13 protein-coding genes are annotated in these 19,437 nt (G+C 55.5%); 9 read left to right on the top strand and 4 right to left on the bottom strand.

Going from position 1 to position 19,437, the window contains the following annotated elements; translation table 11 throughout:
- Window positions 1-7: 7 nt before the first annotated feature.
- Window positions 8-1,462 (bottom strand): hydroxysqualene dehydroxylase HpnE, encoded by a 1,455-nt coding sequence (gene hpnE, locus F1728_RS17420; RefSeq protein WP_194242416.1) that lies wholly within the window; start codon window positions 1,460-1,462, stop codon window positions 8-10.
- 138 nt (window positions 1,463-1,600) lie between these two features.
- On the opposite strand from hpnE, the gene F1728_RS17415 reads away from it, so the two are divergent.
- The 4 genes from F1728_RS17415 (at window position 1,601) to F1728_RS17400 (ending at window position 5,963) form a co-directional block, all read left to right on the top strand.
- Window positions 1,601-2,359, top strand: a complete 759-nt coding sequence (locus F1728_RS17415) for a ComF family protein (protein WP_155365161.1) — start codon at window positions 1,601-1,603, stop codon at window positions 2,357-2,359.
- A gap of 73 nt (window positions 2,360-2,432) precedes the next feature.
- On the top strand, window positions 2,433-3,617 hold the full coding sequence (locus tag F1728_RS17410) for a DUF502 domain-containing protein (RefSeq protein ID WP_155365160.1): 1,185 nt from the start codon (window positions 2,433-2,435) through the stop codon (window positions 3,615-3,617).
- A 78-nt stretch (window positions 3,618-3,695) separates the two neighbouring features.
- Window positions 3,696-4,664 (top strand): hydroxymethylbilane synthase, encoded by a 969-nt coding sequence (hemC, locus tag F1728_RS17405; RefSeq protein ID WP_155365159.1) that lies wholly within the window; start codon window positions 3,696-3,698, stop codon window positions 4,662-4,664.
- Window positions 4,665-4,841: 177 nt separating this feature from the next.
- Window positions 4,842-5,963, top strand: a complete 1,122-nt coding sequence (locus tag F1728_RS17400; RefSeq protein WP_155365158.1) for a citrate/2-methylcitrate synthase — start codon at window positions 4,842-4,844, stop codon at window positions 5,961-5,963.
- On the opposite strand, the gene F1728_RS17395 is transcribed toward F1728_RS17400, so the two are convergent.
- Window positions 5,952-8,246, bottom strand: coding sequence for an efflux RND transporter permease subunit (locus F1728_RS17395; protein WP_155365157.1), 2,295 nt, complete (start codon window positions 8,244-8,246; stop codon window positions 5,952-5,954). The two genes, F1728_RS17400 and F1728_RS17395, sit on opposite strands and share 12 nt — an antisense overlap.
- 467 nt (window positions 8,247-8,713) lie before the next feature.
- Here F1728_RS17395 and F1728_RS17390 point away from each other — a divergent pair, with 467 nt between their 5' ends.
- The 4 genes from F1728_RS17390 to F1728_RS17380 all read left to right on the top strand — a co-directional run bounded on the left by F1728_RS17390 (window position 8,714) and on the right by F1728_RS17380 (window position 15,222).
- Window positions 8,714-10,078 carry a glycosyltransferase family 39 protein gene (locus F1728_RS17390; protein WP_155365156.1) on the top strand — a complete coding sequence of 455 codons (1,365 nt, stop codon included), beginning with the start codon at window positions 8,714-8,716 and terminating at the stop codon, window positions 10,076-10,078.
- Window positions 10,079-10,322: 244 nt separating this feature from the next.
- Window positions 10,323-13,376, top strand: a complete 3,054-nt coding sequence (locus F1728_RS31305) for an LPS-assembly protein LptD (protein ID WP_194242415.1) — start codon at window positions 10,323-10,325, stop codon at window positions 13,374-13,376.
- A gap of 14 nt (window positions 13,377-13,390) precedes the next feature.
- Window positions 13,391-13,825 (top strand): diacylglycerol kinase family protein, encoded by a 435-nt coding sequence (locus F1728_RS31300; RefSeq protein WP_194242414.1) that lies wholly within the window; start codon window positions 13,391-13,393, stop codon window positions 13,823-13,825.
- Between the two features lie 116 nt (window positions 13,826-13,941).
- Window positions 13,942-15,222 carry an alpha/beta hydrolase family protein gene (locus F1728_RS17380; RefSeq protein ID WP_155365154.1) on the top strand — a complete coding sequence of 427 codons (1,281 nt, stop codon included), beginning with the start codon at window positions 13,942-13,944 and terminating at the stop codon, window positions 15,220-15,222.
- A 3-nt stretch (window positions 15,223-15,225) separates the two neighbouring features.
- Here the strand turns inward: F1728_RS17380 and F1728_RS17375 are convergent, their stop codons facing one another.
- A complete protein-coding gene (locus tag F1728_RS17375; protein WP_390644247.1) occupies window positions 15,226-16,980 on the bottom strand; it encodes a DEAD/DEAH box helicase in 1,755 nt (584 codons plus the stop codon).
- A 230-nt stretch (window positions 16,981-17,210) separates the two neighbouring features.
- Window positions 17,211-17,783 carry a hypothetical protein gene (locus F1728_RS17370; RefSeq protein ID WP_155365152.1) on the bottom strand — a complete coding sequence of 191 codons (573 nt, stop codon included), beginning with the start codon at window positions 17,781-17,783 and terminating at the stop codon, window positions 17,211-17,213.
- Between the two features lie 309 nt (window positions 17,784-18,092).
- Between F1728_RS17370 and F1728_RS17365 the strand changes: the two genes are divergently transcribed.
- The gene (locus F1728_RS17365; RefSeq protein WP_155365151.1) at window positions 18,093-19,400 is read left to right on the top strand and encodes a phenylacetate--CoA ligase family protein; all 1,308 of its coding nucleotides are present in this window, start codon (window positions 18,093-18,095) and stop codon (window positions 19,398-19,400) included.
- Window positions 19,401-19,437: the final 37 nt, after the last annotated feature.

The following is a 19,437-nucleotide window of genomic DNA, read 5'->3' as shown; positions in this document are numbered from 1 at the left end:
TGAAAGTTTACAGTCTGAAGAGCATTTTGGATAGAAAAGCCGTATTTTCAGGAGGCAGTAACAATGAATCGGGTTTCCCCAGATCGTGGAGCAGTTCCTCGGCCGCGAGTAATCCACTGCGGACGGCCCCTTCCATCGTGGCGGGCCAGCCGGTGGAAGTCCAGTCTCCGGCGAGATACAGACCTGCGACCTGCGTCCGTTGCGCGGGGCGGAGCTGTTCCACACCGGGCTGAACGGAGAAGACTGCATGATGTTCAGTGAGCATGCGACTATGCAGCAGTTGGGCCTCTCCGGTGACAGGCCAGATCCGGGTGAGTTCCGCGATGACCTCCTGGATGATCTCCTCCTGCGAACGTCCCTGGCGTCCGGCTGCGGTGAGTTGATGACTGGCCGAGATGACGATCTGGTAATACCAGCGTCCGTCGTGCTCCTGCTGCATCAACTGCGTACGGTTGAACATCCATTGAGAAAGACAATCCACGAAGACCGCGTGCGGGAGCGGCGTGATTTCGCGATCAAACCAGAGATGCACGCTGGTGATAGGAGCCGCTTCAAGCTCTGCGATGCGCGACAGTTCTGTGCGACCGGGGAACTCGGCAGGCAGCAGATCGAGCACGCGCTGGTGGGGAACGGCGAGCACGACGCGGTCTGCATCGATGTGAGTGCCATCCCGAAGTTCGACGCCGGTTACTTTGCCGTCGGTGATGTGGATTTGTTTGACGCCGGTCTTGAGACGGATCTCGGTACCACGTGTGGTCAGCCAGTCACTGATTGTGGTGCCGTACAACTGTTCGAGGGGTGTGGTGGGAATCAGAACCTGCCAGCTGTCGCGGGCGCGGAGAAAGCCATCCACAAAAACCTTGCGGGCATGCGAGAGGCTGATGCGTTCCAGGCTTTCGCTGAGTGCGCTGACAAGAACTACGTTCCAGAAGCGATCGATGACGGTTTGCGACTGCCCGTGTGCCTGGAGCCAGTCGGCCATGGTCGGTTCGTCTTGCAGATTGACGCGGGTGCGTGCGAGCTGTTTGAGTCCCTGGGCCAGTTCGCGTTTCTCGCGGAAGTTGAGATAGGAGAGTCGCGCGAAGGCGGGAAACAGATGCAGGGGTGTGGGGAGCGCCGGACTGGAGGCAAAGCGGTTCACCTGAAAGCGGGTGTCGGCGTTGACGGGACCGCTCTGATGGGGACCGATGAAGTAGAGCTGCTCGGCTCGCTCAAAGGAATCGGCGATGCCGACGGTCTCGCAGAAGCGATTGAATTCGTGACAGCAACCCATGCTGACGTGCTGACAGTTGTCGATCAGGGACTGGGACTGCTGGTCTTCAAAGGAGCTCGCGCGCCCCCCGAGTCGGGGTCGGGACTCGAGCAGGGTGACAGGCTGATTCCGCTCCGCGAGAGCCGCAGCGCAGGCCAGGCCGGCGAGACCGCCTCCGACAATGACTGTTGCTGTGCTGCTGTCTTCCAATGACTTTCCCTGACCAACGTGCCGTGCATGTGAAATTGTCCCATCTGTACATTGGATCTGTATTTTCCGGGACTGCTGCTTTAAGATGTGAGGATATCGAAAATCAGCTGAGATCCCAGTAGTGACTTTGGTGAAATCATGAAATATTCGGGGATTCCCCTGATTGAGACACTTTCCCGCGGCTGGCTGCAGGCGGGGAGGAATTTTGTTTATCCGCCTCGGTGTGTACTGTGCGGTGAAGACCAGCTGTGCGATGGAACGAACTGCGGGCCCCGGATCGACCAGATCGCCCCCCTGATGGCTCACACGTGTGGACGGTGCGGTGCACCGGTGGGTCCGCATGTAGAGACGTCTTCAGGCTGCATTCACTGCAGGAAAGATCGTTTTTTATTCACGCGAGCGATAGCCCTGGGTCAATATCAGGGACCATTGAGCGAATTAATCTTAAAACTGAAGCAGAACCCGGGAGCCCCTCTGGGAGTGAGCCTGGGAAATCTACTATACTACCGCCATCAGGAAACACTGGAGAACATGAACTTTGATCTGATCATTCCGATCCCGCTGCACTGGACATCCCGGCTCTACCGGTCTCATAATCCGTCGACTCTGATTGGTGAGGCTTTGTCGGGCCGCTTGCAAGCCCCTTTCGACGTGAATATACTCGCGAAACGAAAACGGACCCCTGCGCAGCTCGGATTGAATTCTTCAGAACGAAGACGAAATTTACGGGATGCGTTTCGAGTGCGTCGAGCGAGGCGAATCCAGGGGCAGAGCATTTTACTGGTGGATGATGTCCTGACTACGGGCTCAACCGCCAACGCTGCGACGCAGGCGCTGCTGGAGGCAGGAGCCCGCGAGATCAACGTGGCAGTCATTGCCAGGGCCCTGGGCCAATAGAAGATTTAAGATCGATACTCCACGGAAATGGCTGCTGTTTCAGTGGATACAACAGATAAGGTAAGTTATCTCGATGGATGCGAGTACCACACCGCCACCCCCTGGTAAGAATTCGCCTGAAAAAAAGGAGAAGAAAAAGATCGGGAGAACCCATCACTTCTTTCTGCGGGGCCTGGCGATCAGCCTGCCGCCGATTCTGACGCTGGTGATCGTCATCTGGGTCGCGGGAATCGTGAATGACTATATCATCACGCCTACCACAACCACGGTGCGCTATTGTATCGCCTACTTCACCGACGATTCCCAGCCGCGGGATAGCTTCGTGCAGGTGGAAGGACTGCCTCCTCTGGAATACTGTCGCAAAGATTACCTCGTCAGCAGGACGGATGCAGCGGAACTGGAAGCGATTGACGATCAGACGCTGGGGCGAATTCCCCGTCGTCAGCTTACGGATAAGGCCTGGGTTCCGTTTGGAGATCGGGCGGTACCTTATACTGACTATCGGGAAGTCGCGAAGCGAATTCGCGCGTCCGACATGCCGACAACGGCGATGGGGCTCTATATGGAACTGGCGACGACCCGCTGGTTCAAAAGTCTGTTCAACCTGAGCGCGGTTGCCGTGGCATTGACGATTGTAGCGTTGTACTTCCTGGGTCGTTTCGTGACAGCCCGGATTGGCGCCTGGATGGTCTACAAGTTCGAACAGGGCGTACTGGCGAGACTGCCTGTCGTGAGCAACGTTTATTCTTCGGTGAAGCAGGTGACCGACTTCTTCTTCAGCGAACGCTCGGTCGATTACAGTCGCGTGGTCGCCGTGGAATACCCGCGGCGCGGCATCTGGTCGCTGGGATTCGTCACGGGAGACAGTATGCTCGAAATGACGGTGACCGCGGGTGAACCCCTGGTAGCGATCCTGATTCCCACCTCACCGATGCCGGTTACCGGTTATACGATGAGTGTTCCCCGCAGCGAGATTGTAGATTTGAACCTGACCGTCGACCAGGCGTTTCAGTTCTGCCTGTCTTGTGGAGTGCTGGTGCCTCCGCAACAGAAAGTGACTGATGAACTGCTGCGGGAGGAACTGGGTAAGCGTCTGTTGGGCGATCGCAAGCTGGCCGGCTTCAAAGTTCAGATCGCTCCGCCCGAACCCACGACTCAGACCACCACACTCGCCAGCGAACATTCCGAATCGGAAGAAACGACTGATGCTTCCGAGTCAAATTCCACTGACAGCACCGAGCAGCCACCGGAAAAATAGACCGCGGTCTGACGTTGATCGATGCGGTCACGAGAGACACGAAAACAGAATACGCAGGATAGAAAGCAGATTTGACTGATGAATCAGACAGCGGAACCGCGTCCCTTGCGCATCGCGACCCGAGCAAGCAAGCTTGCGCTCTGGCAGGCAGAGCATGTGTCTGCCCTGCTGGAAGCTCAGGGGAGCGGACGGCCGATTGAAATCGTGCATATCACATCGGAAGGTGACCGCGATCTGACCTCGCCGCTATCCCAGTTCGGCGGACTGGGTGTGTTCACTCGCGAAGTGCAGAAAGCGGTTTTGGACGGAAGGGCTGATCTGGCGGTTCACAGTCTCAAAGATTTACCGACCGAGCCAGCTCCCGGTCTGACCCTGGCGGGAATCCCGGACCGGGGTCCCTTGTTCGATGTGCTGATTCTGCCCGAGGGTTCCGAGCCGATTGAGTCGCTGGCTGATCTGCCCGAACAGGCACGGATTGGAACGGGAAGTCTGCGGCGCCGGGCTCAACTGCTGCATCAGCGAAGCGACCTGGAAATGCTCGAAGTCCGCGGAAACGTGCAGACACGTCTGAAGAAACTGGACTCCGGTGAATACGACGCCCTGTGTCTGGCGAAAGCGGGAATGGTGCGACTGGAACTGCTGGCCGAACGGAACTGGCTGCTCTTAAGTCCGCCGGAAGTCTATCCGGCCGTCGGTCAGGGCGCCTTGGGCATCGAATGCCGGGACGACGATACTGAAACCATTGAAATTCTGGGAGCGATTTCCGATCCCGCGGTGCGCGCCGCGACCACGGCTGAACGAAGTCTGCTTTCGCATCTGCGTGCGGGCTGTCATGCTCCGATCGGCAGTCTGTCTCGGCTGGAAGAGAATCAACTGACATTGGAAGCAGTCGTATTGAGCGGCGACGGTCAGGAGCGGATTTTCGTCTCCGAAAGTGGCGCACTGGAAGCGGCTGCAGAAACCGGAATCAAGGCTGCGGAGTCGCTGCTGGAAGCGGGTGCAGACCGACTAATTTCGCCCGGTCCCGGGTCGCCGGAAGCGCTTTAAAGTGCGAACGACTGTCCTACGGGACGTCAACCCAAAAAAAGGACCTGTAAATTATTTCCCTGTTCCTGTAAAAAACAGACGGTAACGTATGTCGATTCTGTGATTCAATTGGGTTATACTCTGTGCAAATGGACTGCCTCTTAAAATCGTATTCAGGAAGAGCGAAAGGTTTGAGACATGGAACGTCACCCTTATCGCCCCGGGTTAGCCGGGATCGTCGCGACAGAAACTGAAATCTCACAAATCCAGGATGGTTTGACTTATCGGGGTTACCTGGTAGATGAACTGGCCCGCGAGGCCATGTTCCTCGAAGTTGCTTACCTGCTCCTGCATGGTGAACTTCCCAGCCACGAAGAGATGGCTGACTTTCAGACGATGCTGATCGAATCGGGTCAGCTCCCCTACCCCGTGTTGAAGGCTCTGGAATCGATTCCTCCGCACATCGACATGATGGAAGTGGTCCGCAGCGGCGTCAGCCTGCTGGCACACTTCGACCCGCAGATGGAATATGGAATGTTCATGTCGGATATTTCCAATGCCCAATACCTGCTGGCGATGCTGCCGCAACTGATCTCGTTCCGTTATCATTACGTCAACGGGAAGAAACCGGTGGTGCCTAACTTCCAGCATTCATATGCGGGCAGTTTCTGGTACATGCTTAAAGGGGACGAGCCAACCCAGCTCGAAGAAGAAGCCTTCAATGCCCTGCTGATCTCACAGGCCGATTACGGTCTGGCCCCATCCACCTTTGCCGCCCGCGTGGTGGCATCGACGGGGAGCCCCCTGTATTCATCGATCAACGCCGCCATCGGTTCGCTGAACGGTCAGTTGCACTGCAGCTCCGGAGCCGGCGTGCTGGATGCGTTACAGGAAGCGATGCATTCAGGAAATGCAGAGGAATGGGCCTGCCAGGAAATCACCAAGGGGCGTCGGGTACTCGGATTCCAGCATTCACCGCGTAACCCACGCGATCCCCGGGCTACGGTTCTGAAGAATTATTGTGTGCAGGTTGCAGATGCACTGGGGTTGAATGCCATGGAAGCGACCGCGGATGCCATCGAAGATGTCATGGCGAAAGTCTCCCGCGTTCATCCCCGCGTGGAATGGCACGCGAGTCGACTGCTGCATTACCTGGGCTTTGAGCCTGAGCTGTTCACGCCGATCTTTGCGGTTTCGCGAATGGCAGGCTGGGTGGCACACATCGTCGAACAGACGGAGAACAATCACCTGTACCAGCCGCTCTCACGCTATGTGGGCATGGATCAGCGGAAATACAAACCGATGCCGTTACGCAGCTGATTCCGCTTTGTCGGGATAGGTCAGTCGCAGCAGAATGGGCATCAGGACGAGGTCACCAAAGACGCCGCCCACCATAGCAACACTCACCAGCGCCCCGAAATAAATCAGGGGGATGAAGTGTGACAGGGTGAGTACACTGAAGCCGGCAACCAGGGCGGACGTGGCATAAATGATTGCCCGGCCGACACTGTGCTGTGTGGATCGTAGCGCTTCATCTGTCGAAGCACCACGCGAACGTGCTCTTAAGAAGCTTGAGATAAAGTGGATGCTCGAATCGGTCGTGAGTCCCATTGAAACACTGGCGATCATGGCGGTACCGATATTCAACGTCAGTCCGGTCCAGCCCATGACACCAATCACGACGACAATCGGAAACAGGTTGGGAACCATCGAAATCAGCCCCAGTTTCAGACTACGGAAGGCGAGTGACATGATTAACCAGATACTGGTGGCAGCGAGCAGGAAGCTGTAAAGCTGATCTCGCAGCAGGCTGTCAATCAGATAAGCGAGCAGAATAAAAATACCGGCGGCCTTACCAGGCTCGCCATGAACGGCCTTTGATTCCTGATCGGACTCTTTCGTTTCCGAGCCGGGAAAATGTTTTTTCGCGAGGGCATCGACCTTGTGAATCAGGGAGAGTTTTTCCTCAGCCGACTGTCGTTCGAGGGCCCGCAGGACAATTCGCATGCGCCCCTGTTCGGGATTGTAGAGGCTGCTTTCGAAGTCCGCCTGCAGGTCTTCGATCTGGTCGAGCTTGGACTGGATCGGGTCGGAGGCGAACGGTTTTGCCGGCACGAAGTCGAGCGTGTCCGTAATGGAGATGACTTTAGTTAACTGTGTTTTGTCAGGAGGGTTAACCTGTTGCAGGTCTTCCGCCAGGGCCAGGACGCGGTCCAGGTATTCCTTATTCAGTTGAGACGGAGCAGGAAAGTTGACTTCCCAGGTGGAAGCACCGCCGAGCCGGGTTTCGACGAAGTCGAGCGCCTTGACGATCTCGCTGGAGTCGCGGAAGTTTTTACTGAAATCCGTTTCGATGGTTAAGCGACTGAAGCCGGCTGCAGCAAAAATCACGAAGACCAGCGAACCCCAGAGAATCCGTTTGGGATAACGCTCATTCATCTGAGCGACCTGTTTCAGCTTTCGGGCCAGACCTTTATCGTCCGACTGTTTTGAAGGTTGACGCAGATAACCCAGCGACATTCCGCCGGGCAGAAGGACCGTGGAGGCGATGAGCACCATCAGAGTACCCAGGGCCATCATGATCCCGAAGCTGCGGACAGGAGCGATTTCACTGGTCAACAACGAGAGGAATCCGGCAGCCGTGGTGGCACAGGTCCAGAAGATCGCGGGTAAGAGTTCGACCATCGTCCGGCGGATCGCATCGGGGCGGGGAACGTTCTCGCGCTGCAGGGCCTGAAAGTGGACGGCCACGTGTGCGACCGTCGCGATGCCGATGATCGTCACGAGGGAATTCAACATGGAGCTGACCATGCTCAACTGGAGATTTCCGATGACAAGCACTGCTTCGGTCCACCAGATCGAACAGATCACAACCAGGAGAGGTAGGGCCACCCAACGCAGCCGACGGAACAACAGCAGCAATACGACCGCCAGCAGACTGAGCGAGACTTTAAACAGTACATCGCCGTCTTCTTCCACGTAGCGGAACATGTCATAGACCTGCACGGGCTCGCCGACCACATAGGCGCGGGGCTCGTGGGCATGTGCCAGCTCGCGGATTTGTTTGAATGTTTCAGCACGGGGAACGGGCGATTGATCTTCAGGCAGCAGGCGGAGGACGATGGCCGTGGTTTCGTTGTCGTCACCGATCAGCACGCCGCGCGAGAGTTCGATCAGTTCGTCGCGTTTCTGTCGAATCAATACCCGTAAGAGGAAGTTTAATTTCGGAGGGCTGAGCGCATTTGCCAGGTTTTGTGTGACGTCTGCATTGATGCCCGGGATCTGACTGAGTTCCTGGGAGAATTTACGGACCTCTTTCAGTTCATCGGTTTCCCGGGAACCTTCTTCGCCCAGCAGGCCGGGTACGGTATAAGCAACGAAAACGAGTTCATCGCCGCCGAAGAGCCGTTTGCTCTCGAGGTAATCGAGCAGGTGCTGGTCATCTTTAGCATAGAGCGATTCAATCGACTGTTCGAAGTCCAGCTTCGACGCTGGAAAATAAGCGAAGCCGGTCAGAATCAAAAAAACGACCAGCAGGCCCCAGCGGAGTTTATAGAGCAGGTTTACCCCTGATTCCAGCCAGCTCTCTGGTTGACGACTCATAAGGGGAAACCACTTCCTGCTGCCCGACAGGCAATACGATTAAAATTCGGCCCGTTGCGATAATGCAGGAAAACTTCCGCAGCTCACGCAACCCAGTTACTCTTGTCGAACTATAGCTCACGGAAACTATGATTTCACGACAAAGTGTGCCTTTTTTGCATCGTGTTGTTTTTTTCCAACGGGCATACTTCAGAACCTGCAGCATTGATATTTCCTGATATCTGGATCATTTCGAATCGCAGGTCTGTTCAGTCCCTACAGCCGTCAGAAATCACATAAACCCCTTTTCTGGTGAGCAGAGTCCCCTTGTTTCTGCCGTGTGAGATCTGCATACTTAGGGCAGTCTTCCCAATGGTTAACTGCCGTATTGTTAATACTTTGGGGAATCGAAACACCAGATCGAGAATACGCTGATCCAGTCGGGTTGCCCCCCCGGGATCTCTCTATTCCACAGTGGAACATTGTCTGTGACCAAAACCGGATTCTTAACGACGGCCCTTGTACTGATTCTGCTCCTGGCAGGCGGTCTGCGACTGGGAATCGTAATACGGCAGAGTGATCAACTGCGGGAAGACCGGGATGCCTATATTGCGATTGCCCGTAACCTCGCTGCGGGAAATGGTTTCACTTCAAGTAGCATGGAGGCGGGACAGGACCTCGAACCGACGGCCTTTCGTCCACCCCTTTACACCTGCCTGCTGGCCGTGGGTTACTATCTGAATGCAGGTCCCCAGGCGACGGGAATTCTCCAGGTTCTGCTGGGAATCGCCACCGTCTGGTTCACCTGGAAAACAGGGCAGCGATTACAGTTACAATGGGCCGCTGTGCTCGCAGCGGGAATCGTGGCGACGGATCCGATTCTGCTACAATACACCTCTTACTCCATGACCGAAGTGCTGGCCACGTTCTTGTGCAGCCTGTTGCTCTACCTGCTGATCTGCAGTTTTTCCACACGTGCAGAGGAATTATCAGCGTCAACCAACAAACCACTGCTGTTCTGGACCGGCGCAGTCTGGGGGCTGGCGATTCTCTGCCGGCCCACTTTTCTGGCGTTTCTGGGAGTCTGGCTGGTGATCCGCCTGGCGGATTCACTCAAACAGAGACTGCTCTCAAAGAGTGAGGAGTTGCGGCTTACGTCAGTCAGCCAGCAGCTCGCATTTCTGGCAGCGGGAATTATTCTGGCTGTTTCCCCCTGGCTGATTCGCAATCTGGTCGTGTTTCGCGCACCGATTCTGACGACCACGCATGGAGGATACACGCTTCTGCTGGGTAATAATCCGGTCTTTTACAACGAAGTGGTGCAGCAGCCCTGGGGAACGGTGTGGACAGGTGAGAGTCTGGATGCCTGGCAGAAAAGTCTGGAGGCGGACATCGCGCAACTGCAGCCAGCCCTCGAGACCGAACAGGAACGGGATCGCTGGATGTACCAGCGGGCACGCCAGAATATTTCATCCCAACCTTCGCTGTTTGCCCAATCATGTCTGCTGCGACTCAAACGATTCTGGAATATCGCCCCTCTCGCAAGTGCGGGGCAGACACCCTCTCGTACTCTGCTACTGGGAGTGGCGAGCTACTATTTTGTTGTCCTGTTGGGCTGTCTCTGGGGGGTGTGTCTGGTAGTCTGGAAAAGAGAGCGAAACTGGTCACCACTAATCTGGCTGCTGGTGAGCTTTACCATCGTGCATCTGTTCTACTGGACCAACATGCGAATGCGGGCGCCGCTGGTGCCTGCGATCGCCCTGCTGAGCGTTTTTGGCTGGTCCCATCTGATTCATTTCTGCAAAATCGACCGACTCTGGAACCGCCCGAACACTGGTCACCCTAAAGTCTGAATAATCAATCACTTACAAGCAGGCTGACTCTCATTCCCGGCCAGTGATTGTTATTGACACTCTTTCAGAAATCGACCTATAATCCGCACCCATTTATCTCGGGTCGACAGACTGAGTTACCGCCTGCCGACCTCAAACCGTTACCCTCTTCCCTGCTAAACCCTTGGCAGCAGAGCGTATTCCACTTCGATCCTATCCTCTCATCAGAAGATTGACCTACCCGGTTATCACTTCAGGAGTGCCCGTGTCGGGCGAGATCTATTCCGATTCTCGGTATGTTTCGCTTCGTATCTGGCGAGTGATTTTGCTGATTGCAATCCTCGGCGGTGTCACCACCGTTGCGCCTGCTCAGACCAGTTTCTTCGGTGCTCCCAAAGCGTCTTACGAAGAGTCGGAATACGAACCATCGGAACAGGAATCGATCCAGATCGAGGCGGAATACTCCCAGCAGTGGGAGCAGGATTTCGTCAATGTTTCGATTTTGAAAGGGAACTGCCGCATTCAACAGGGCGACGCCGTTCTCCGTTCGCGACAGATGGTTATCTGGCATGCAAAATCCCGTAAGATGGATCGCATTTCGGTCTATCTGGAAGGGGAAGTCCGCGTCGATCTGCCGGGAGAATCCAAAAGCGAGAACAGCCTGCTCGTCAATCTGGTCACGCAGAGTGGCTTGAAAACCAAATACCGTCGCCCGACGAACGGAACGCCCGCCGAGGATGATCCCCTGCTCAAACGGGCGACACAACGTCGGGGTATCCCCCACGATCATCAGTTGAAGCGTGCTCAGTTCATCGTTGAGAAACCGCCGATTGAAGGACCGGAACTGGCTCCCATGCCCGAACCGGAAATGAACGTCGGATTCCGCCGCATTCGCCTGTTCCCCCGTAGTGCGGTCCCTTACAACGTACAAAGTTTTCCCTCGACACATACTGTTCCCCCGGAACAGATCTGGGTGATTACCGGCGGTGTCAACCTGCTGATCGACGGTGTGGAAGGTCTGGGCATGGTCGACATGTCCGCGGATCGGATTATCATCTGGACCGATGGACGGGACACGCAGAACTTCAACTCGGAAATCCGCCAGTCCAAAGAAACGCCTTTCGAAATCTACCTCGAAGGCAATATTGAGATCCGGCAGGGAACCTATTATCTCCAGGCCAACCGTGCCTACTACGATGCCCGCGAAGAACGAGGCGTACTGCTGGATGCGGAGCTCAAAACATACATCCCCGAACTGGGAGAAGATGTCCGCGTCCGGGCCAGCCAGATCCGTCAGCTGTCGAAAGGAGCCTACCTGGCTCAGAACGCCTGGGCAACAGGCAGCCAGTTTGGAAAGCCGGGCTACAAAATTCAATCCTCGGATGTGTTCATCGAAGATCGCTATACGACTCCGTGGCTGGGAACAGGCTCACCGCAAATTGATCCCCTCACTGGTGAACCAGTACCGAATAAGCGCGCCTGGATCTCCAGTTCGAACAATACCTTCCAGGTTGGTGACGTACCGCTGTTTTATCTGCCGTACGTCTCCAGTCCGGCCGAAGACATCTATTTTCCGATCACGGGTCTGAGATTCGGGAACGACCGTATCTTTGGTTTCCAGGTCGAGACCGAATGGGATATGTATAAGCTGCTCGGCCTCGAACGTCTGCCCGGCACGAAGTGGGAAGGTCAGGTCGATTACTACTCATACCGTGGCGTCGGCATTGGTCAGTCCGGAGACTATCAGGGAGCCAACATGCTGGGCTTCGATAATGTCTTCCGTGGCGACGCCAAGATGTTCTACATCCACGATACCGGTCTCGACAACCTGGGTGCCGACCGTCGGGCTCTGGTCCCCTCCACTGAGGACCGCTATTTCATTAATCTGCATCATCGTCAGGAATCGCCGTTCGGCATGACTCTCACCGGCGAAGGCGGTCTGCTCTCAGACCGGAACTTCCTGAACGAATACTTCGAAGATACGTTCGACACCGGTAAAGATGTTGAATCCCTGCTGCACCTCAAGCAGCAACAGGAGAACTGGTCCTGGTCGATGATTGGTCGAACCCGGTTGAACGGATTCGAAACCACTACAGACTGGCTGCCCAAAGCGGATCTGTTCCTGCTGGGCGAGCCCCTCTTCGGAAACCTGGTCAATTGGACTTCCCATTCCTCCGTCGGTTACGGAAAGCTGAAGCCCGGCTCCGCACCATACAACCTCTCTCAGGACGTCTTTACTCCCCTGCCCTTCGTTGCGGATTCAGAAGGACTGGTTGCGATGACCCGGAACCAGTTGGAAGCCCCCTTCAATCTGGGTCCCTTCATCATGACTCCCTATGTCATGGGGGAAGCCGCTTACTGGGAACAGGGTCTGCAGCAACAGCAGATCGACCGTCTGTATGGTTCTGCCGGTCTGCGGAGCAGCATCATGGCTGAGCGGGTCTTCCCCACGGTTTACAATCCGTTTTTCAATCTGAACGGTCTGGCTCACAAGATGGTGCTTGAAGCGGATTACTCCTTCAGCGACTCGAGTGAAAACCTGACCAACATCGCACAATACAATGAATTCGATGACAACGCTCAGGAACGATTCCGCGAACGTCTGGTCATCAACACCTTCGGTGGCACGCTGCCTCCCCAGTTCGACCCCCGCTTTTACGCCGTACGAACGGGAGCCGCACGGGGTGTGACCGATCCGTACTATGAAATGGTAGACGATCAACAGGTCCTGCGGATGGCGTGGCGGCATCGTCTGCAGACCAAAACGGGTCCCCCCGATCAACAACGGATCAAAGACTGGATGAGCCTGGATCTGGAAGCGTCCTACTTCCCGGACGCAACGCGTGACAACTTTGGCGAAGACTTTGGTCTGTTGGGTGGACGTTACCGCTGGTACCTGGGTGACCGAACAACACTGGCAGCCAACGCCTACTACGACCTGTTCGATGGCGCACAGCAGTTGTGGGACATGTCATTGACCAGTCAACGGACCCGCCGCATGACAGTTAACGTGGCATTACAACAGATCAAAGGTGGCGGCGGCCTGGACAGCCAGATCATCTCTGCCACGCTGAATTACATCATGAGCGAAAAATGGAGCGCCGGCGTCAGTACTGCATACGACCTGGGCGAAAACTTGAACCGCGGGCAGACCTTCATGATCACCAGAACCGGGGCCGACTTCGTCATGAGCCTCGGAATGAACTACGACCAGAGTACGGGCAATGCCGGAATCGGCTTGACGATTATGCCGCGCTTTGGAAACTTTGGAGCCGGGCCAGGGGCCTTCAATTCACTCTTTGGCAATCCGCCTCAATAACAGGAATTTTGACAGTGTTACAATCACCGGAAACGCAGTCCCGAAAAATTCGCATCCACTCGGCTGGAAATTCAGACGCCGAAAAAATCCGTCCCGAATGGCGGCAGCGCCTGGTCGACGTCGAGCGGGGCATCACGTTCGGCGTGCGCCTGGACAGTTCGTTCTTCATCCACTTCTTTACAGGCAGTGCCGTACTTACCACAGGCATGCTGCTGGGCCTGTCGGCCACACACTGGGCAATCGTCATTCTGGCAATGACCACCGTGCTCTGCGCGCAGATGTTTAACCAGGTCTTGAAGTCCATCTGGAAACTGCTGGGAAGCCATCTGCCGGCGGAATCACAGAATACGTTCAAAGTCGGAACAGCGGCGGTAGGCGTGAGTATCATTGGTTCGATCATCACCATCGGGATCATTTTCTGCTCTGCAATTTACCGCTTACTGTTTTAGCAGAGAGTGCTGACAAGTACCCTATTTTCATCAGAGTCTTGCGTCTGCCTCGGTCGTATCGGATAATCATCAAAACACTTATCCATTCGAACCTGAGATCACTGGTGGCGCTGCTGATGAAACAACAACGAACTTCGATCATCATATTCCTGCTCTGCGGAATTACTCTGCTCAGTACCGACGTCGTTTCGGCCGCAGATGTCATTAAACCGGATCCTCGACTGCCGGAATCGACTCCCTGGGATCTGACAGCACTCAGCCAGACACCCGAATTTGAATGGATCGATCAGACCGGTCCGGTTCACGAGCTCCTGTATCAGGGGTTGGAATACAAAGGGAAGCCGACCCAGGTCTTCGCTTACTACGCTTCTCCCCGCACATTGGGTCTCTCTAAAGACAAGCAGGCAACCTACCCTGGCGTCGTATTGATTCACGGCGGTGGTGGGACTGCATTTCGTGAATGGGCCGAACTGTGGGCGAAGCAGGGCTATGCAGCGATCTCCATGGACCTGGCAGGCAGCCGACCGCTGGAAGGAAAGAATCCACACAAACGCGAGCATCGCGAGCGTCTGTCAGCCGGCGGTCCGAACCAGTCTCATGCGGAAAAATTCAACGCGATCAAAGACGACAAGTCGGAACACTGGTGCTACCATGCCCCTGCCAACGCGATCCTGGCTCACTCGCTGATTCGCTCCTTCCCCGAAGTCGATAAAGATAAAACCGCCGTCACCGGCATCTCCTGGGGTGGCTACCTGACCTGCATCGTGTCTGGTCTGGACAATCGATTTAAAGCAGCCGCTCCCGTTTATGGTTGTGGCTTCCTCAACAACCATTCCGTATTTGAGCGGTCGATCAACCAACTCCCCGACGAAGATGCCAAGCGCTGGATGCAACTCTATGACCCGGGGCACTATCTGCGGGCAGTTCAGATGCCGATCTTATTCCTGAATGGTACCAACGATTTTCATTACTGGCTCCAAGCCTATCAACGCAGTTACGAAGCAGTCCCCGCATCAACGCCGAAGAATATTCGCATCGAAGTCAAAATGCGGCACAGCCATCCGGCAGGCTGGGAGCCAAAAGAGATCGCCCGCTTCTTCAATGAAAAGCTGAAGCAGGCAGCACCGCTGGCCGTCGTTCAGAAACCGGTCATCCAGGGAGAACAGATCACTGCTGAACTCGCACAGCCGGTCAAACTGAAATCGGCTGTCCTGCAATATACGACGGATGAAGGACCGAACCTCGAACGCAAATGGCAAGCGGTGCCTCTGACGATTGAAGGCACAAAGATCACCGGACCAGCGCCCCCCAAAAACGCCGTCATCTGGTTCATCAATGTGACCGATGAACAGGACGCTATGACCTCCAGCCCGCTCTCTTCGAAACTGGTAAAGTAACAATCAGGCAGCGGAGTTCGGAACCTTGGGGGCGATCTTCTGGGTCATATCCCCTTTCTTCTGCTTCAGATCGAACAGGCCGAAGATCTCGGCTGCAGTCAGGCTGCGTGACTCGCAGGTCGTATCGCCATCGCCCAGAATCGAGCGGAACAGTTCCCGCTTCTGTTCAAGCACCATGTCGATCCGCTCTTCAATCGTGTTATTGCAGACAAACTTGGTAACGATGACCTGCGTTTTCTGCCCGATGCGATGCGCGCGGTTAATCGCCTGGTCCTCAATCGCCGGGTTCCACCAGCGGTCAAACAGGAAGACGTATCCAGCAAACTGCAGATTCAATCCAACGGCTCCGGTGCCATAACTCATCAGCAGCAGATGCGAATCGGGATCGTGCTTGAACTGATCCAGAATCGGTTCGCGCTGTTTTGTGGGAATCCCCCCGTGATAAACCAGGGTTCCAAAACGTTCCAGCCGCTGCGCCATGAAGTCCAAAGGCTTGGTCCACTGGCTGAATAGAATCGCTTTCCCCCCCGAGGCAGCGATTTCTTCCATGTCGGCTTCGAGGCGATCGAGTTTCGCGCTGTCGCCGGTTACCGGATCAAAATTGGTGATCTGCTTCAACCGCAGTACGAGCTCAAACACATGCTGCACCGTGATCGAGTCACCCATCTCATTCAGTTGAATCACACCGTCTTTCTCTGCTGTCTCATAAGCAATTCGTTGCGCCGGATTCAGATCGAGGTAAGCGGGCCGGTCCAGACGGGGCGGCAGGTCAGTCATCACCAGGTCCTTGGTCCGCCGGAGAATGAACTCTTTCGAAAGCGTCTGCAGTTGACGCAGATCGGGCGTGCCTCGGGGCGGAATGATCTCCATCCATTCAAACAGCGACGACATTTCCTCGTGACGATTCTCAATCGGTGTCCCCGTCAACGCCCAGCTGCGTTTGCGGGGAATCGACCGGGCCACTTCTGCGGTCCGTGAATCGCGATTCTTGATGCGCTGTGCTTCGTCGAGCACCACCAGGTCGAAACGGGGCAGGTTCTCTTCGCCCATCGCTTCAAAGTCGCGTGCCATCGACTCATAGTTAGCGATCAGGATCGGTGTATTGGGCATCTCCCAGATCATGCGACGGCGGTTCGTATCCCCCTGTACCACGGTGACCGGCAGCTCTTCAGCCCAGAATTTGAACTCGCGTTGCCAGTTGGGAATCAACGGTTTGGGACAGACCAGCAGGATCCGACGCACCTGTCCACTACGCAGCAGCAGACGCACGCCGGTAATCGTCTGCATGGTTTTCCCCAGTCCCATTTCATCAGCGAGCAACGCAGACTTTTTAGAGAACAACCAGGCGATCCCCTCATACTGATAGGGGAATGGTTCGAAAGGCATGATCAGTTCCTGCCCGGCCAGCCAGGTCTCCAGCGGCGGCTGCAACAGGTAAAACAGACGGTCTTCGAGTGAAAGCGCGTTAGCCGGTGGTTTAAGCTGGGTCGACTTTTTACGTGGGGCGACCTCGGCCCCTTCGACTTCCGGACCTTTCATTTTGCTCAGTTCGGGCTTGTCTTCTTTCTCCTCTTTGGGCGGAATAAACTCCATGCCATCAGGAAAGGTCATGCCGAAGGTTCTGACACGTGGCCTGGTCGGCTTCCACTTGGGCTGCAGGCCGGCGCGTTCAATCAGTTCGATTTCAGAAGCATCGAGATTGAATTTCCGGGTCAGGGCACCATTCATTCCGGATGCAAACACGGACGTGTTGACCATCAGTGGGACAGTGTCGCTGCTGATCTGCCGCAACAGTTCTTCGCGATCCGTGTCGGAAATAGATTGTGTCTCGGGGGCTGCAGAAGGGGTCAGAAAATGCGGTCCCCCCGTGTGAGGTGCCTTTTGTTGTGCCTGTTGCTGCTGAAATGATGACTCGGTAAAATCCACGTCTCTGCCTGATCTGGAAGTAGTGCCTGATAAATTGATTCAACGCTGCCTCAGAAAGCGGTCTAACGGGAGGAACCCATCTTTACCGCTTCCGTCAAGGCTTCACGCACACGTTCAAACGGCTCCCCGAGATCAGCATCTCCCGGGATATGCTGACTTGTCTTTTCAATCGCAGACTTTCCAATCTGGTGTGCAGCATCAAACCGCAGCCGGTTTCGCCCGACCTGCTCTGTGAGGTAGGCGTCACTCTCTTCGACCAGTTGCTCCACATCGGTCAGGATGGCGACCGGTATAGAAGTATGGTTCTGCAGTTCCAGCGCCTGTTCCTGCTCTACGAGGATCAGGCTCGGTTTGACGTTCATCTTGTCAACCAGCGTCTGGCCAATCACTTCCCCCAGCAGGAACGGAACCAGCGTCGGTCCATACAATACCTCTTGTGTCCGGTTCGGTTTGACGGGAGTCGTACATTGAAATTCCAGGGGGCGACCGAAATGATTCGTCACCAGCAGACCTCCGATCAGCGCCCCATCCGGGCATTCAATCGTGGTCAGGAATCCCAGTTTCAACTCTTTGCTGTTACCGTCCGCGGCCATAAAGTTCTCTTCTCCGGATGTCAGTTCTTGTGTTGTCGACAATGATCAGGTGATCCTGATTCTCATCTGAACCGTACTTCTTTCGTCAATCAGGAAAACCTACTGTATCGATATCATCGTCCTCACCATTTCATGACTTGAGAGGTTGTTGGAATGGTCGTATTAGATAGTTTCACTTCAATAACCCTTGAAATAACAACTGGTTCCAGATTCTCTCATCAGCCGCCCAGAGCACAGTTTTTTCCGGCAGAGATTGCTCATTAGGTTGGAAAATCACTCAAGTTGCGGCAGAATAAGGGATACCTGCAAGAAATCTCCCCATGCCCCTGCTCCAACCAGACAAGCAAGTTTATGAATCCATCTGAAAGCCAGCCGGAAAACCTGAATCGGGACGCTTTGGAAGCCCGCCAACTTGAGCGACTGCAACACCTTCTGAAAGAGGTGTCGGCCTCGAATCCGTTCTGGCAGCAGAAGTGGAACGCCGCGGGTGTCGACGTCAACTCGATCCAGAGCCTCGCGGACCTGCAGAAATTGCCGATCACGACCAAAGCCGAGCTGGTTGAAGATCATCTCTCAAACGCCCCGTATGGCACCAACCTGACCTACCCGCTTGAAACTTACACGCGCATGCATCAGACCTCGGGAACCACCGGTTCACCCATGCGCTGGCTGGACACCAAAGCCAGCTGGGACTGGTTTGGGGAATGCTGGGCACAGATTTATCGCATGGTGGGTCTCTTTCCGGAAGACCGACTGTTCTTTCCCTTCTCATTCGGACCGTTCGTCGGATTCTGGGCAGCCTTCGAAGGGGCCACTCGTCGCGGCAACTTCTGTCTGGCCGGCGGGGGCATGGGCAGCGAAGCCCGATTGAAAATGATCCTCGACAACAAAATCACCGCCGTCTGCTGCACACCGACATACGCCCTGCGTCTGGCCGAAGTCGCGGAGGTGGAAAACATCGACCTGGCAGGCAGCCGTGTGCGGGCACTCGTGGTTGCCGGAGAACCGGGGGGCAACATCGAAGCGACCAAACAGCGGATCGGCCAGGGCTGGGGCGCCCGCGTATTCGATCACTGGGGCATGACCGAAATCGGCGCCCTTGGGATTGAGCCCCTCGAAAACCCGGGCGGTCTCAACATTCTCGAAACCGAATGCATTCCCGAAATCGTCGATCCGGAAACACTGCAACCAGTCGAACGCGGAGCCCAGGGCGAGCTGTTGATTACCAACCTGGGCCGCGTCGGTTCCCCGCTCATCCGCTATCGCACAGGTGACCTGGTCTGTGAAGATACAACCCCCTGTCCCTCGGGTCGCAACCTGCTGCGTCTGAAAGGGGGCATCCTGGGTCGTGCAGACGACATGGTGATCATTCGCGGCAACAACGTCTTCCCCTCAAGCCTGGAAGCGATCCTGCGTACGTTCGAGCAGGTAGCCGAATACCGGATCGAAGTCCGCACCATTCGCGCCATGCAACACATGAAAATCGAACTGGAACCGATCGAATCCCTTTCGACCACGGACCAGCAGAAACAAATCGTCAATGAAGTCAGCCATGCGATCAAAGATCGGTTGAACTTCAATGCTGAGGTCACCACGGTTGCCCCTGGTGCCCTGCCCCGCTTTGAACTGAAAGGAAAGCGGTTCTTCAAAATCGACTGAGGCAGTTCGCTGAAACAGGAATCAGCGTTCCCCTCTC

Source organism: Gimesia benthica, assembly GCF_009720525.1.
GTDB lineage: Bacteria > Planctomycetota > Planctomycetia > Planctomycetales > Planctomycetaceae > Gimesia > Gimesia benthica.
The sequence above is the reverse complement of the archived record's forward strand: the minus strand, read 5'-3'. Positions and strand labels throughout refer to the sequence as shown.